The organism is Sinorhizobium alkalisoli (assembly GCF_008932245.1).
Lineage (GTDB): Bacteria > Pseudomonadota > Alphaproteobacteria > Rhizobiales > Rhizobiaceae > Sinorhizobium > Sinorhizobium alkalisoli.
This window is the reverse complement of the sequence record NZ_CP034910.1, coordinates 1,642,566-1,657,708: the sequence shown is the minus strand read 5'-3', so window position 1 is coordinate 1,657,708 and position 15,143 is coordinate 1,642,566. Positions and strand designations below refer to the sequence as shown.

The following is a 15,143-nucleotide window of genomic DNA, read 5'->3' as shown; positions in this document are numbered from 1 at the left end:
GGCCACATTACAGCGCCGCGCGTCTTTTCAGACGGTTTCAGACGGGCAAAGGTCGCTGTAACTCTTTGAATCTGCGCATCGAGCTTTCCGATAATCGGGTACGATTTTCGGGCCGATGCGTTAACGTTTCACGGTCGGTAAAGCGCGCTGGCTGCGCGCGTGTTCGGCGATGAGCGGCCGGCTGGCCCGGCGGGTGCGGCAGGCGCAGGGCGGCTAAGCTGCGGAACGCGCAAGCGTGCATCTCTCTCCCTGCGCGCATGAACCTTGCTCACCGAGATGACCGCAAAAGCAATAAAGAAGAACATGCCTGGATCGGCAGTCCCGGAAATCAATGTGCCAGAGAGGGCAGACGCCAAAGCGGAAGCCCGTACGCCTGAGACGACGGCGTTCGTCTCGGGATCGAGGTAAGGCTTGAGACGGCCCATGCCCCGCACCAAGATCATCAGCAGCGTGGCCATCATCACCCCGCCGACGAGGCCCAGTTGCGAAACCACCGCGATCGGCCAGCTCGACGCGCGCGAACTGCCAAGGCCGACGCCGAAACCGCCGGTGTCCGCGAAGGCTTGCAGACTCTTGATGTTCCAGTAGGCCCGTTCCTGGCCGGAGGCAGAACTAGCCTTGTTGAGAACCATGGAATCAATGAGGCGGACGAACAGAGCAAAAAATTCACTGTGGTAAAGGATGACTGCCAGGATTGTGACAATAGCAACACCAAGCAACGCGATGATCAGGATCTCGTCGCTGTCGATGCGGTCCGACAGGAAGGACCGGAGGATGGAAAGCGCAACGGGCATGGCCAAAATCGTCAATCCCACATAGGCGGTGGACGACGTGGAGAGGAGGGCGAGGACGAGCAGCAGCGCGGCCAGTCCCTGCGCCAGTCGCGATTTGGTTTCGCGCCAGTAGACGTAACAGAAGGCAAGGCAGATGAGCGAGACCCCTGCGAAGGACGACGCCTCCGAATTGGCGCCTGTGATGCGCCAGAAACCACCCTCCATGACCTCGGTAAGCATGGCGTAATTGGCGGTACGGATGGGCCAAAGAATATCGCCGGCGCCTGCGACTTTGCCGATCAAATCGAGCAACCCCATCCCGGCGTGAAAACCACACAAGAGAAGAAAGCTGCGCCGAACAGCGTCCATCCTGTCTTCCTTCAGAAGCAGGACGCACAGAGCGATGGCGGTGAGCCCCCCCAGAACGAAATATCCGGTTTGCGTGATGTTGCCCGAAACAGGCGCAAGCGAAGCCTCGACGATGCCACGACGCATCGTGGACTGAACGAAGACGCTCGTCTGTCCCGCGAAAAGGCGTGGAAACAACCACGCACCGACCACGGAATATGTCATCAGACCGCAAAGCACCCAGAGCGGTCGAATCTTTCCGAATGTGTTGCCGATCTCCCGCGGAAACCGCCGTCTGGTAATGACGGCGGTTATCAGAAGGGCAGCAAAGAAGGTATAGATCAGCGGCGACGACCCCCCGATTGCGACGAGCGTCACAAATGCTGTCGCGCCGAAAGCCAGCGAAACGATCAGTCCGATGATCAGGGGGGACCGGCAATAAGCTCCGATTAGCAATATCCCCACGCAGATCAAAATACCGACGATCGAGATATGCATGGGGCCATGGTTCCAAATACGCGGAGCAAAACACTCTATAGGCAGTGCCGGATGGTAACCATGTACCCAAAGGCGGTGATCGTGCCGGGCTCCGGCGGAAAATTGGATAGGAATGACCAACGAAAGAGGTAGCGGGGCGGCCCGTTCGGCCATTTCGGCAAACTGCCGCAGATGGGCGGCAAGCTGTGCCGCAGCGTACACGATGCCCCGCTTGGTCAACGCCGCTACGGTCGTCGAGCGGCGGCGATATGGCAGAGGCTGCGCTGCGGAACCCCGCAGTGATGCCGATAAAATGATCCGGCAGTCACTGTCCGTACGAGCTATCCAATGGGTCGAAAGTGGTAGCAAAAGCGGTCGGATTCTCAATTCCGGCAAATTGCCGCGCCGGGTGAGAGGCGGCATGCTCCAGGCTGCGCAGCGAGAGGGAGACGAGTATGTTCGCTCGACTGGCAGTCGGAACAGTGTGTCTGTTGGCTACGATCGCCCCGGCCTCCGCGGACATTCTCTGGGGCGTCAACGGTCATCCGTTCACCGCCTATCCCGGCGTCGGAATTGAACGGCAGCTCGATATTGTCAGGGATCTCGGGATGAAGTCCTACCGCGTGAACATTCCCGATGTTGGGAAGGCGCGGGACTTGGGCCGACTTGTGAAGGAAGGAAAGGCCCGCGGGATAGATATTCTTCCTGTGATCACCCCGAGCAATGTCGATCTCGCTAAGGACAGCGCCGACGAGCTCTACAATAAGGCCCGCGCGTTCGCCGTCACACTCGCCTCACAGTTCAAGGACGACATCCGCGTCTGGGAGCTCGGCAACGAGATGGAAAACCATGCCATCATCAAACCTTGCGAAAAGCGCGACGACGGCAGCCAGTATCCCTGCGAGTGGGGCCCTGCCGGCGGCGTGGCACCCCTGGACTACTATGGGCCGCGCTGGGCGAAGGTCAGTGCGGTACTGAAGGGTTTGTCGGACGGCATGACGGAGGTCGATCCACAGATCCGCAAAGCGATCGGCACGGCCGGTTGGGGACATCTCGGCGCCTTTGAACGGATGCGGCAGGACGGAATCAAATGGGATATTTCCGTCTGGCATATGTATGGCGAAGACCCGGAATGGGCCTTCAAGGAACTCGCACGTTACGGCCACCCGATCTGGGTCACCGAGTTCAACAATCCCTATGGAAGCCAGCGCAGCGAACAGCAGCAAGCCGACGGACTGAAACAGGCGATGATGCGCATCCGGGAGCTTGAGGGAAAGTACAAGGTGGAGGCCGCGCATATTTACGAACTGCTGGACGAGACCTATTGGGCTCCCGGCTTCGAGGCCTACATGGGCCTGGTACGCCTGGTCGCGAAGGGCGATGGTGGCTGGACACTAGGGGAACCAAAGCCGGCCTACATTGCGGTCAGGGATCTTATCCGCGGGAAACGCCCGATACCGGTTCCGCGCAGAGACTGTGACATGGCGGAAAGCAGGACGTCCGATCCGCTGGCGGTCCGACAGGCGCGTTTTGCCTTCTGCCTTGTGCTTGGGCGGCAGGGCGACCCGGAAGAGATGGAGCGCTGGGTGGACGCATTGGAGAAGAGCGAAACAACTGTCGCGGCCATGACCATCGCCTTGATGAAATCCGACGAGTTCAACGGGCGATATGCAACCTTCGGTCTGACCGACCGATCCTACGTCAGCTTCCTATATCTCCTGATTCTGGGCCGCGCGGCCGACCCAGACGGCCTCGACAGCTACGCCAAGACGCTAAGCGGAGGCACGATAACCCGGGAAAGCGTGGCCTTGGGCATGATACTCTCGAGCGAGTTCCAGCTCAAATACGCGTCCCACCTCGGCTCCGATACCGGGACAGCAGAGCCGCCCGGCTAGCGGATCGGCCCGAAAATCGTACTCGATTTTCGGAAAGCTCGATGCCAGATTCAAAGAGTTACAGCGACCTTTGCGCGTCCGAGAGGACGCGCGGCGCTGTAGAGCGATAGCCAGGCAGAGATGAATCGTTGAGTGCGGGCGGAATTCGCCCGCATTTCCGCATCAATGCTTCAAAGCCCGATCGAACACGCGCGACAACCGCTCGGCGAAGGCGCGCGGATCTTCCGGTTTGTCGCCGTCGAGTACACGTGCCTGATCGAAGAGCAGCTTGACAGCGTCTTCACGGAAGGTCTGGTCGTCCGACGGGCCGGCGGCGAGGGCGGCAATCAAGGCATGGCCGGGATTGATTTCGAGAATGGGCTTTGCCGTATCGTCGATGCGACCGGCGCCCTGCAGCATCTTCTGCAACTGGCGGTCCGGTCCATGTTCCGGCGCCACGAGGCAGACGGCGCTCTCCGTCAGGCGGTCGGAGATCCTGACATCCGAGACAGCCTCGCCGAGCGTCGCCTTGGCGAAAGCCACGAAATCGGTGACCGACGGGCTCGCCGCAGGCGAGGCGGCGGTTGTGTTCTCCTTGGCCACGGCTGCGAGGTCGGCCGCGCCCTGCGTGATCGACTTGAAGGGTCTGCCGTCGAAGTCGGGCGCCGTCGTCACCCAGAAGCTGTCGACCGGATCGGTCAGGAGCAGCACCTCGATGCCGCGGGCGCGGAAACCTTCGAGCTGAGGCGATGCCTTCAGTTGCGCGAGGTTTTCCCCGGTCAGGTAATAGATTGCCGCCTGGCCGTCCTTCATGTCCTTGACATAGTCGCTCAAGGCGCGCGGCTTGTCCTCGGCAGCGGTCGTCAGGAAGCGGGAAAGCGCCAGCAGTTGGGCTCGTCGCTCGAAATCCTCGTAGATGCCTTCCTTGATGACGCTGCCGAAGTTTTCCCACAGCTTGGCGAAGGCGTCCGGATCGCTGTCGATGAGCTTTTCGATGCTCGTCAGCACCCGGTTCGTCAGGCCCTTGCGGATATTGGCGAGCAGCGGGCTTTCCTGGATCATTTCACGCGAGACATTGAGCGGCAGATCGGCCGTGTCGACCAGTCCTCGCACGAAGCGCAGGTAGCGCGGCAGCAGATCCGCCTCGTCGGTGATGAACACGCGCTTGACGTAAAGCTTCATGCGGCCCTTGCGGTCCGGGTCGAAGAGATCGAAGGGCTTCGAGCCCGGCACGAAGGCAAGCGCTGTATATTCGTGGCGGCCCTCGGCGCGGAAGTGCACGGTCAGCGCCGGCTCGTCATACTGCCCGGCGACGCCCCGGTAGAAGTCCGTATAGTCTTCCTTGGAAATCTCGCTCTTCTGCTTCGTCCAGAGCGCCGTGCCGTCGGCGACCTGCGCCGGCTCCGCACCGGGCTTCTCCATGATCGAGATCGGCACCGGCACGTGACCCGATTGATCCTTGACGATGCGCTCCACCGTCCAACGCGAGGTATAGGTCTTGGCGTCATCCTTCAGGTGCAGGGTGATCCGCGTGCCGCGGGCCGGCGCATCTGCGAGGTCGACGGCGGAAACCGTGTAGCTGCCCTTGCCGTCCGATGCCCAGTGCCAGGCTTTGTCCGAGCCGGCGCGGCGGGAGACGACGTCGACATTGTCGGCGACCATGAAGGCGGAATAAAAGCCGACGCCGAATTGGCCGATCAGCTGGGCGCCATCCCTGCTCTGGGCGGCTTCGATGCGCTCCATGAAGGCGCGCGTGCCGGAGCGGGCGATGGTGCCGAGGGACTCGACGAGTTCGTCGCGGCTCATTCCGATGCCGTTGTCCTCGACGATCAGGCGGGCGTTCTCCTCGTCAAGGGTCAATGCGATGCGCGGAGCCGGATCGCTGCCGAGGAGGTCGGGTGCGACGATCGCTTCGTAGCGCAGCTTCTCGCAGGCGTCCGCCGCGTTCGAAATCAGTTCGCGGAGAAAGACATTCTTGTCGGAGTAGACGGAGTGCACCATCAGGTGCAGCAGTTTCGCCACGTCGGCTTCGAAGACGTGCTTCTCTACGGACATTTCGACTTCACTCATCGCGTTGCGGACCTCCGGAAATTGCGTTTGAAGTTGCGAGGGCGGCATTCAGCTGGCTGATCCCGCTCCATCGTTTGCGGCCCCAATTGGCAAGCCGCAGCAAGAATTTCAAGGGGGCGTGCGAGAGGATCGCCGGCTCAGATATTGCCCATGCAGAGATACTTCATCTCGAGATAATCCTCGAGCCCATGGCGTGAGCCTTCGCGGCCGATGCCGGACTGCTTGATGCCGCCGAAGGGGGCGGCCTCGGAGGACATGCGACCGGTATTGATGCCGACCATGCCGTATTCCAGCGCCTCGGCCACATGCCAGACGCGCTTCAGGTTCTCCGCGTAGAAATAGGCGGCGAGGCCATAGATCGTATCGTTCGCCTCGGCCACCACCTGCTCGGCACTTTCGAAGCGGATGATCGGGGCGATCGGACCGAAGGTCTCTTCCTCCGCCACGCGCATGTCGTGCGAAATGCCGGTCAGCACCGTCGGCTTGAAGAAAGTTCCCGTCGTGCCGATCCGTTTGCCGCCGCAGCGCAGTTCGGCGCCCTTGGCGAGCGCATCGGCGACATGCGCCTCGATCTTCTCGATCGCGTGGCTGTCGATCATCGGGCCGATCGTGACGCCGGCGGAAAAACCGTCGCCGACGGTCAGCTCGCGCACCTGTGCGACGAATTTCTCGGCGAAGGCGTCATGTACCGCCGCCTGCACATAGATGCGGTTCGCCGAGACGCAGGTCTGGCCGGCATTGCGGAACTTCGCCTGGATGGCGCCATCGACCGCCGCGTCGATATCCGCATCGTCGAAGACGATGAACGGAGCATTGCCTCCGAGTTCGAGGCTGACCTTCTTGATCTGGTCGGAACACTGCCGCATCAGCAGCCGTCCGACCTCGGTCGAGCCGGTGAAGCTGATCTTTCGGACCTTCGGATTGCTGCAGAGCTCGCGGCCGATCGGCGCACCCTCGGCGGCATAGACGAGGTTGAGGACGCCTTCGGGGAAGCCCGCCTTCTCGGCGAGCAGGAACATCGCACCGGCGACGAGCGGCGTCTGTTCCGCCGGCTTCAGGACAATGGCGCAGCCGGCGGCGAGCGCTGGCGAGATCTTCCGGGCGACCATCGAGGCCGGGAAGTTCCAGGGCGTAATGGTGCCGACGACGCCGACCGGCTGCTTGATGACAAGCATGCGGCGGTCGTTGGCGGGCGCGGGAAAGGTTTCGCCATAGACGCGCTTGGCTTCCTCCGCATACCATTCGACATAGGAGGCGGCATGCAGGACCTCGCCCTTCGCCTCGGCGAGCGGCTTGCCCATTTCGGCGGTGAGGATCGACGCGAGATCATCGGCGTGCTCGACGATCAGATCGTGCCAGCGCCGCAGGAGGGCACTCCTGTCCTTGGCTGGCTTGGACGCCCAGAGCGCCTGCGCCGACTGGGCCGCGTCGATTGCGGCGCGCGCCTCGTCGGTGCTCATGTCCGGCAAAGTGGCAAGCAATTCGCCCGTCGATGGGTTGAGGACATCGAAGGTCGGGCCAGTCCACGGCTCCAAAGGGCAGGCTAGATGGTCGAGCCTAGCGAACAGGTCTGACGCGTGGAGGTGTTTGGTAAGTGCAGGTGTCAGGGCCATGACGTATCCTCCCGCGTGCCTGCCGCCGCCACAAGCGCGCTGTTGTTCTGCTTCCGGGCAAGCCGATGGCCCACGCCTTAAAGCGCCGCGTACTTTTCAGACGCGCGGCGCCGTAAGGAAAGCGCAAGTGGCCGCCGCTTTGCCAGCCGGACGACCGCGATAGCGGTCGCCCGGCGTCAGGTCAACTGCGCGCTTCGAGGATCGAAGCTTCGAGAATATCCAGAGCCTCGGCGAAGACCTCATCCTGGATCGTGATCGGCGCCAGGAAACGAATGACATTGCCGTGGACGCCGCAGGTGAGCAGGATCAGACCCTTCGCAAGGGCATTGAGCCGAACCTTGTTGGCGAAGTCTGCGCTCGGCTGATTGGTATTCGTGTCGTTGAATTCGACCGCGTTCATGAAGCCCGGGCCGCGGATATCGACGATTTCCGGGACTTTTTCCCGGATCGCGGCAAGCCGCTGCTTCAGCCGGTTGCCGAGCTGGTTGGCCCGGTCGCACAGATCTTCCTCCTCGATCACGTCGAGGACCGCATGGGCTGCGGCGATGCCGATCGGGCTGCCGCCATAGGTTCCGCCGAGCCCGCCGGGGCCCGGCGCGTCCATGATCTCGGCGCGGCCGGTGACGGCGGCAAGCGGAAAGCCGCCGGCCAGGCTTTTCGCCATGGTCATGAGGTCCGGCGCGACGTCGTGATGCTCCATTGCGAAGAGCTTGCCTGTGCGGGCAAAGCCGGTCTGGACTTCATCGGCAATCAGGAGAATACCATGCTGGTCGCAGATTTCGCGAAGCGCCTTCATGAAGGCCGTCGGCGCCGGATAGAACCCCCCTTCGCCCTGGACCGGCTCGATGATGATCGCGGCAACGCGGCCCGGATCGACATCGGCGGCGAAGAGCTTTTTCAGCGCCGCGAGCGATTGCTCGACGCCGACGCCGTGCAGTTCGATCGGGAAGGGGGCGTGGAAGACGTCGGCGGGCATCGCACCGAAGCCGACCTTATAGGGAACGACCTTGCCGGTGAGCGCCATGCCCATGAAGGTGCGGCCGTGAAAGCCGCCGCCAAAGGCGATGATCGCCTGGCGTCCGGTCGCGGCGCGGGCGATCTTGATGGCATTTTCCACCGCCTCGGCGCCGGTGGTGACGAAGATCGTCTTCTTTTCGAAGTCACCGGGGGCCAGCGCGTTCAGCCGTTCGGCGAGATGCACGTAGTTTTCATAGGGCACGACCTGATGACAGGTGTGGGTGAAGCGATCGAGCTGCGCCTTGACGGCGGCGATGATCTTCGGGTGACGGTGGCCCGTATTGACGACGGCGATGCCGGCGGCGAAATCGATGTAACGATTGCCTTCCTTATCCCAGATCTCGGCATTTTCCGCGCGATCGGCATAGATCTGCGTGGTCATTCCCACGCCACGGGATATGGCGGCATTCTTGCGGTCTGTCAGGCTGGTCATTGCAGTCGTCCCTTGGCTTTGTGAGATAAATTGCATTTTTTCTGCAACTTCGGTCGGGAAGTGGTACATCTTTTGAAAGGGAATGCAAATCAAATTTGCTGATAAAGAGAACACGGCGCCTGATGGGCGCTTTGGCAGCCCCCGGGTCAACTGTGGGATTGCCGCTGGCGACGCGACACGAGGGAAAGATGAACGGAGACAACGACATCCGCTACAAAGTTGCCGAGGCGGCAAGGCTCGCCGGCGTTTCGGCGTCGACGCTGAGGCTCTGGGAAACGCAAGGCCTCGTCGTGCCGGAGCGGTCGCCGACAGGCCATCGTCAATATACGGAGGCCGACCTTCAGCGCTTGAAACGCATTTCCTGGTTTCGCTCCGAGCGCGGTCTGAACCCGGCGGCGATCCGCGAGGCACTGGAGGCGGAGGCTCCCGGCGAAGAGGTGGCCGTTTCAGCAGGTGCCCAGGAGAGAAATGTCGATTTGCAAGTCGGCCGCAAATTGCGCAGCCTCAGGCACGCGGCGGGAAAAACGCTCGAAGAGGTGGCAGGCGATATAGGAATCGCAGCGTCCGTGCTGTCGACACTCGAGCGAACGTCGCAAGGCGTGTCGATCGCGGTGCTGCACAACCTGGCAGAATATTTCGGGACCACAATCTCGAGCCTCGCCGGTGAAGATGAACTGCGCGACAGGACGCTCGTCAGGGCCGGAGAGTGGCGCACGTGGCCGCGGACCACCCCCGGTGTGACGATCCAGGTCCTCGCCGAGGGGCAGAACCAAATGGACTGTCATCGCTTCGTGCTGGCACCCGGTGCATCGAGCGAGGGCGCCTATGGGCATGAGGGCGAGGAATTCGTCTACGTTCTCTCCGGCCGTGTCGAGTTCGTGTTGGAGGGGGACCAATTCTACGATCTGAACCCGGGCGACTCGCTCTATTTCGCGAGCCGTCGCCGCCATGCATGGTCGAACCGGCACGATGGTGAAACCGTCCTGCTCTGGATCAATACGCCGCCAACCTTCTAGGGTCCTGGCCCTAAGCCCAAGAATTGAGCGCCGATTTCCTGCGGCATGGTGACTCCTGGCGCAGTCATATCGCGCATTGCCAAAATTAATACAACTAGAAATGTATAAATCTGAAGTGGCGATAAATGCAACTGTTGCGTTTACTCGTTGTTCCGAGAACAACGCCGGCGATTTCTCTTGCTCGGCCAGGACAAGTCTTTGCACCGGGAGCCAAAATTTGGCCTGATTCGACCATACATTTGCCCCGACCGTTTTTTACTGTTCAGCGTTGCGCCTTATCAGGCCCGCAACGCTCTCTATAGCAGCCTGAATCAACTCCCGAGGTCGATTCAAGGAGACGCAAGCCCACCGCCCGGTAGCGTTCTTGACAAAGCCGGCGACGACGCCGGGAGCCGGAAAAGGTCAGACTCGAAGGGGATGTGCATGCGGATTGCGCGCGACCAGCAGCTCGACGGAATTCGAGCCGTCGCGGTCCTGATGGTGGTTTACGCGCATTTCTATGCGACGGACGGATCCCATTGGGGCCATATCGGCGTCAGACTGTTCTTCGTGCTGAGCGGGTTTCTGATCACGCGGCTGCTCCTGGACGCACGAGACGACCAGCGCTTCGAACCGGCAACGGCGCTGAAGTCCTTCTATGCGCGTCGGGCGCTGCGCATCTTTCCGCCCTATTTCGCAGTTCTCGGAGCCGTGTGGCTTACCGGCCTGGAGACCTCCGGAAAGGTGCTCGGCTGGCACGCGCTCTACCTGTCGAACTTCTGGTATGCTCATCAGGATGCATGGACGCCCTGGGTTCTCTGCCACACCTGGAGCCTGAGCATCGAGGAGCAGTTCTATATCGTCTGGCCGCTGGTCGTGCTTGTGGCGCCGCGACGCTCGATCGCGACGATCTGCGTCGGTGTCGTCCTCTGCTCGCTCGCTTTCCGCTTCTATTGGCCCGTGACCGGGACGCCAACGCTGGCGCGCGATCTGTTGCCGCCTGCCTCGATGGATGCCTTGGCGGCGGGTGCGCTGCTGGCGGCCCATCGAGCGGGCGGCGCAGCCCTGCCGCGATGGGCGGAGCGCTCTTGGAAGCCACTCCTGGTCGTGTCACTGATCCTGTTCCCGCTCAAGAGCGTGGCGACGACGCCGGTGCTCGAATGGTTTGTCTGGATCGGACTTGAGGTGTTCCCGCTTCTGCCGCTGACGCTGCTCGTCGGCGCGTGCTCGCGCGGCATTGGCGGCTATGTCGGACGTTTGGTCCAAGCTCCGCCCGTCACCGCACTCGGGCGCATCAGCTATGGTATCTATCTCTACCACGCCATCGCGCTTGCACTGGTCGTCAAGGCGCAAGCTTTCATTCCGGTCAATGTCTCGGAGCAGGGCGCCGGGCGATTGGCAGTCGCCGGCACCGCCACTTTGCTCCTCGCCTGGATCTCCTGGATCGCCTTCGAAAGTCCGCTGAATGCGCTGAAGCGCCATTTCCCTTATGCGCGGCAAGCCGGCAGCGCCCCGGCCATCGCAGGGGCGGATGCCGCAAGCGCGGCCTACCCAGGCGCAACGGTCGAGCGTGGAGGGACCCTCCAGGTTTCGGACACGCGATGGACATGAGTCAAGCAACGTTCACCCCATTGGTTTCCGTGCTGCTTCCCGTTTACAATGCGGAGGCCTATCTCCCGCTGGCGCTCGAAAGCCTTCTGCGCCAGGACTACAAGAACCTTGAGATCATCGCGATCGATGACGGATCGACCGACCGTTCGCTTGAGATCATCGAGCGATATCGACAGGCCGATCGGCGGATTTCTATTGTCTCGCGGGAAAACCGCGGCCTCATTGCTACCCTGAACGAAGGGCTGGGGCTTGCCACCGGCGAGTTCGTCGCCCGCATGGATGCCGATGATATCGCCTATTCCATGCGCCTTTCGCGCCAGATGGCGCTGTTCGACGCTGAGCCTGGCTTGGCCATGTGCGGTACGGGTGTCGACAGGCTGATCGGCAGCCGACTGCTTCGCGGCAAGCCCGACCCGATCTATCGGGCAGCGAGCCTGCCCATTCTTTCGGCGTTTTTCACGATCTTCATCCATTCGACGGTGGTCTTCAATCGCCGCGTAATTCCGGACGACATGCTCGTCTACGATCCGGCCTATCCGCATGCCGAAGATTTCGATCTGTTCCGGCGCATCGCCGGGCGCTTTCCCTTGGCGATGATCGATGAGGCCCTGATTGCCTATCGCATTCATGGGGGCAGCGTCACGAGCAAACACCAGCGGCAGATGCGTCGGACGCATCTGAAGATCGTTGCCGAAAACCTTGAACGCCAGGGATTTTCCGTCGATACGAGCGCCCTTCGCGATATCGCGCTCTCCGTCACGTCAAGCGGCATTCGATCGCTCGCGCTGTTCATCCTCGAGGTCGAGCGGGCGATCGCCGCCCAGCCGACGGAGACGCGAGGCGCCTACGAGGACGGCCTTCTCTGCTTCTTTTACTTCCTTTACCAGCTCATCGCCGATGAGAACCGTCCCGAGCTCACGCATGAGTTCCTGACGCGAACGGGGAAGTGGGGGCTGATCCGCCGCCGCGAGCGCTACGGGTTGCTGCCCGCCTCCCGAGCACCCTGGTGCAGCCGCCTCTCGCTCGCCGCCAGCCGCAAGGCGGACGATCTAGCGCAATATCTGCGGTCGGTGCCGGCCGCAACGGTCCTTCCTCGATTTGGTTGTCTGTGAGATGGCATTCGGACGTTCCGACATTGAGATGAAGCAGTGCGAGGCCGTGAGCACGGCGTCGCGGGCCCCGACCGGTCGGGCACCATTTGCAAGCTTCATCGTCTGCACGCGCGATCGGGCGAAGGCGCTTGCCTCATGCATTCGCTCCATCGAAGAAACCTGCCGCGCTCATCCCGCGATCACAACGGAGATCGTGGTGGTCGACAATTGCTCGACGGACGCAACGCAGGACGAGCTCCGCCGCATGGCTGCCGCCTCGCGAGTGACGATCACCATCGTCGTGGAAGGCCGACCGGGGCTTGCCTTTGCCCGCAATGCCGGCATGCAACGGGCGCGCGGACGCGTCCTCGTCTTCATCGACGACGACTGCGAGGTCGGTCGGCCCTATCTCGGCGATTTGCAGCGGCACTACGCCAAGGGTGACCGTGTCGTCCGGGGCGGGCGCGTCGAGCTCGGCAATCATTGCGATCTGCCCTTCACGGTCAAACGATCGCCGGTGCCGGCGGTGTTTACCCCGGACGTCCATCCCGGCGGCTTCGTGCTTGGTTGCAACATGACCATGCATAGCGAAGTGGCTGCCCGCATCGGCCGTTTCGACGAACGCTTCGGCGCGGGGGCGCCGCTGCAGTCCGCGGAGGACACCGATTATCTCGTGCGTGCCTACGTGCTCGGCATCCCCGTCGAATACGTGCCGGATATGACGGTATACCATCATCATGGCCGGCGCGACCGTGCGGAGATCGAGAGGCTTCACCGAAACTATAGCCTGGGCAACGGCGCCCTGTGCCTGAAGCATCTCTTCAAGGCGCCATGGCTGGTGAAGCATTTCTTCTGGACAGTGCGATCGGCTTTGGCCGAGACTTTCTTCGGCCCGAGATTCGATCCCGATCTGCAGCTTTCCCACTGGCCGATCGTGCTGATGAACCTCACCGGGGCTGCGAGGTTCGCACGACTCTGGCTTGCCGGCCGCGCGACGCCTACCGAACTGCACGACGTCGGCGAGGCGGTGTCGAGGCTGGAGCGAGGTCCGTAATGCTACGAATGTTTGTGCCCGGCTTTCAGCTGTTGCGCGATGCCCTCGGGCGGCAATGGCGACTGCTGCCGGCGGTCGTTCTTCTTGGTCTTGCGAGTGCCACGCTCGAGGGCGCCGGCATCGGCCTCATAATCCCGATGCTCGGCATCATCGCGGGGAACGACGATAGCTCCGGGCTCAGTGGGATCTCCGCTTTCTTTCAGCAGGTGGGGGAGGGCCTTGACGACGGCGAAAGGCTGCTGGTCATTGCAGCCGCGGTGCTGGCGCTGATCTGCCTCAAGAACGTGCTCGCCTTCGGGAATACGATTCTGACGACCTTCCTCTATGGCAAGGCGAGCCACGCCATTCGCAGCGCACTCTCCGACCAGTTGCTTCGGATCGGATATCCCTTCTTCCTCCAGGAAAATCCCGGTCGTCTGCTCAACATCATTTCCAATGAATCGTGGCGTGCGTCCGATGCCGTCCAAACTGCACTTTCGGCCATCGTGAATGCCTGCGCCGCGGTGATCCTGCTCGCCTTCCTTCTGCTTCTGTCCTGGCAGATGACCCTGTTCGTGGCGATCGGCCTCGTCCTCGTCCAGCTTGCGCATGCGGCGCTCTCCGCGACGCTCAAGGGGCCAAGCCGCGATGTGACCTCCTTCAACAGCGAGCTCGCGGCCCGAATGCTTCATCTCGTGCATGCGGGACGGCTGATCCGCGTCTTCGGCCAGGAGGATCGTGAGAAGTCCGCCTTCGATGCCGCCTCCGACGCCGTCCGCCGCGCCGGTTTCGTGCTGCAAGCCCGTCAGGGCGCGTTGCCGCCGCTCACCGAAGTGCTCCATTCCGCCTTGTTCCTGGCGGCGGTCGTCAGCGCCTGGCTCGTCGGCGTGAGCTTTCCGGTGATCGTCGCCTTCGTCGTTCTCCTTTACCGGCTGCAGCCGCATGTGCGGGCGCTGCAGATGTCCTGGAGTCAGTTCCAGGGCTGGAGCGGCTCGCTGGAAGAGGTGCGTTGGCTGCTCGACTCCTCCGACAAGCCAAGGCCGCCGTCCGGGAGTCGGCCGGTCGAGGGTCTCGGCGAGCGCATCGAATTCGATAAGGTGACTTTCAGGTATCCGGGCTCCGGCGGCCGAACCACGGTTTTGCACGCGGCGAATTTCGAAATCCGCAGCGGATGCTCGACCGCGATCATCGGCCGTTCCGGCGCCGGCAAGACCACGATTGTCAATCTCCTGTGCCGGTTCGTGGAACCGGATGAGGGGCGCATTCTCGTCGATGGCGTGCCGCTTGGCGAAATCGACCCGGGGCAGTGGCGACGCCAGATTGCCGTCGCCAGCCAGGACCTGGAACTCGTGGACGGAACGATCCTCGAAAACATCTGCTATGGCCAGCCGGCCGCTTTCACCGAGGTGGAGCGTGCGGCAAGGCTGGCGGAGGCGCATGGCTTCATCGAAGAGTTTCCGGAAGGCTATGGAACGACTGTCGGCTATCGGGGGGCCAGCCTTTCGGCCGGACAGCGACAGCGCATCGCCCTCGCCAGGGCCCTGTTGCGCGACCCGGCCGTCCTGATCCTCGACGAAGCGACGAATGCGGTCGACGGCCTCTCGGAGGCGGCAATCGTCGAGACCCTGAAATTGCGGGCCGGGCGGCGCACGACGATCGTCATCAGCCACCACCGCAGCACGATCTCCTTCTGCGACGATATCGTGGTACTCGGCAGTGGTCGGGTGAAGAGCCAGTCACGGCTTTCGGAGGTGGCCTCGCTCACCATGGACCAGCTCTATGAACACGAGGCGCCGGCAATGAAGTGA

10 protein-coding genes are annotated in these 15,143 nt (G+C 62.3%); 6 read left to right on the top strand and 4 right to left on the bottom strand.

The genetic code is table 11. The features are described from left to right. Positions 1–128 precede the first annotated feature (128 nt). The gene (locus tag EKH55_RS25540; RefSeq protein ID WP_345790254.1) at positions 129–1,619 is read right to left on the bottom strand and encodes a hypothetical protein; all 1,491 of its coding nucleotides are present in this window, start codon (positions 1,617–1,619) and stop codon (positions 129–131) included. A gap of 434 nt (positions 1,620–2,053) precedes the next feature. On the opposite strand from EKH55_RS25540, the gene EKH55_RS25535 reads away from it, so the two are divergent. Then, a complete protein-coding gene (locus EKH55_RS25535; RefSeq protein ID WP_151613652.1) occupies positions 2,054–3,493 on the top strand; it encodes a DUF4214 domain-containing protein in 1,440 nt (479 codons plus the stop codon). 162 nt (positions 3,494–3,655) lie between these two features. Here the strand turns inward: EKH55_RS25535 and htpG are convergent, their stop codons facing one another. From htpG to EKH55_RS25520, 3 genes are all read right to left on the bottom strand, one after another. Continuing rightward, entirely contained in the window at positions 3,656–5,542 is a 1,887-nt protein-coding gene (gene htpG, locus EKH55_RS25530) for a molecular chaperone HtpG (protein ID WP_151613651.1), read from the bottom strand. 137 nt (positions 5,543–5,679) lie between these two features. Then, the gene (locus EKH55_RS25525) at positions 5,680–7,155 is read right to left on the bottom strand and encodes an NAD-dependent succinate-semialdehyde dehydrogenase (protein WP_151613650.1); all 1,476 of its coding nucleotides are present in this window, start codon (positions 7,153–7,155) and stop codon (positions 5,680–5,682) included. 181 nt (positions 7,156–7,336) lie between these two features. Then, on the bottom strand, positions 7,337–8,605 hold the full coding sequence (locus tag EKH55_RS25520) for a 4-aminobutyrate--2-oxoglutarate transaminase (RefSeq protein WP_151613649.1): 1,269 nt from the start codon (positions 8,603–8,605) through the stop codon (positions 7,337–7,339). Positions 8,606–8,793: 188 nt separating this feature from the next. Between EKH55_RS25520 and EKH55_RS25515 the strand changes: the two genes are divergently transcribed. The 5 genes from EKH55_RS25515 (at position 8,794) to EKH55_RS25495 (ending at position 15,143) form a co-directional block, all read left to right on the top strand. Then, positions 8,794–9,621: a MerR family transcriptional regulator gene (locus tag EKH55_RS25515; RefSeq protein ID WP_151613648.1), complete on the top strand. Its 828-nt coding sequence runs from the start codon at positions 8,794–8,796 to the stop codon at positions 9,619–9,621. Between the two features lie 423 nt (positions 9,622–10,044). Continuing rightward, entirely contained in the window at positions 10,045–11,211 is a 1,167-nt protein-coding gene (locus EKH55_RS25510; RefSeq protein ID WP_151613647.1) for an acyltransferase family protein, read from the top strand. Beyond that, entirely contained in the window at positions 11,208–12,323 is a 1,116-nt protein-coding gene (locus tag EKH55_RS25505) for a glycosyltransferase family 2 protein (protein WP_151613646.1), read from the top strand. Before EKH55_RS25510 ends, EKH55_RS25505 begins: the two co-directional genes overlap by 4 nt. Positions 12,324–12,351: 28 nt before the next feature. After that, positions 12,352–13,356, top strand: a complete 1,005-nt coding sequence (locus EKH55_RS25500) for a glycosyltransferase family 2 protein (RefSeq protein ID WP_246232007.1) — start codon at positions 12,352–12,354, stop codon at positions 13,354–13,356. Then, the gene (locus EKH55_RS25495; protein ID WP_151613644.1) at positions 13,356–15,143 is read left to right on the top strand and encodes an ABC transporter ATP-binding protein; all 1,788 of its coding nucleotides are present in this window, start codon (positions 13,356–13,358) and stop codon (positions 15,141–15,143) included. The genes EKH55_RS25500 and EKH55_RS25495 overlap by 1 nt, the downstream gene beginning before the upstream one ends.

Excerpts from the sequence above, each read along its gene's own strand:
- EKH55_RS25505 (WP_151613646.1), top strand. The coding sequence starts at position 11,208 with ATGAGTCAAGCAACGTTCACCCCATTGGTTTCCGTGCTGCTTCCCGTT.
- EKH55_RS25520 (WP_151613649.1), bottom strand. The coding sequence starts at position 8,605 with ATGACCAGCCTGACAGACCGCAAGAATGCCGCCATATCCCGTGGCGTG.
- EKH55_RS25500 (WP_246232007.1), top strand. The coding sequence starts at position 12,352 with ATGAAGCAGTGCGAGGCCGTGAGCACGGCGTCGCGGGCCCCGACCGGT.
- EKH55_RS25525 (WP_151613650.1), bottom strand. The coding sequence starts at position 7,155 with ATGGCCCTGACACCTGCACTTACCAAACACCTCCACGCGTCAGACCTG.
- EKH55_RS25495 (WP_151613644.1), top strand. The coding sequence starts at position 13,356 with ATGCTACGAATGTTTGTGCCCGGCTTTCAGCTGTTGCGCGATGCCCTC.
- EKH55_RS25515 (WP_151613648.1), top strand. The coding sequence starts at position 8,794 with ATGAACGGAGACAACGACATCCGCTACAAAGTTGCCGAGGCGGCAAGG.
- EKH55_RS25540 (WP_345790254.1), bottom strand. The coding sequence starts at position 1,619 with ATGCATATCTCGATCGTCGGTATTTTGATCTGCGTGGGGATATTGCTA.
- EKH55_RS25510 (WP_151613647.1), top strand. The coding sequence starts at position 10,045 with ATGCGGATTGCGCGCGACCAGCAGCTCGACGGAATTCGAGCCGTCGCG.
- EKH55_RS25535 (WP_151613652.1), top strand. The coding sequence starts at position 2,054 with ATGTTCGCTCGACTGGCAGTCGGAACAGTGTGTCTGTTGGCTACGATC.
- htpG (WP_151613651.1), bottom strand. The coding sequence starts at position 5,542 with ATGAGTGAAGTCGAAATGTCCGTAGAGAAGCACGTCTTCGAAGCCGAC.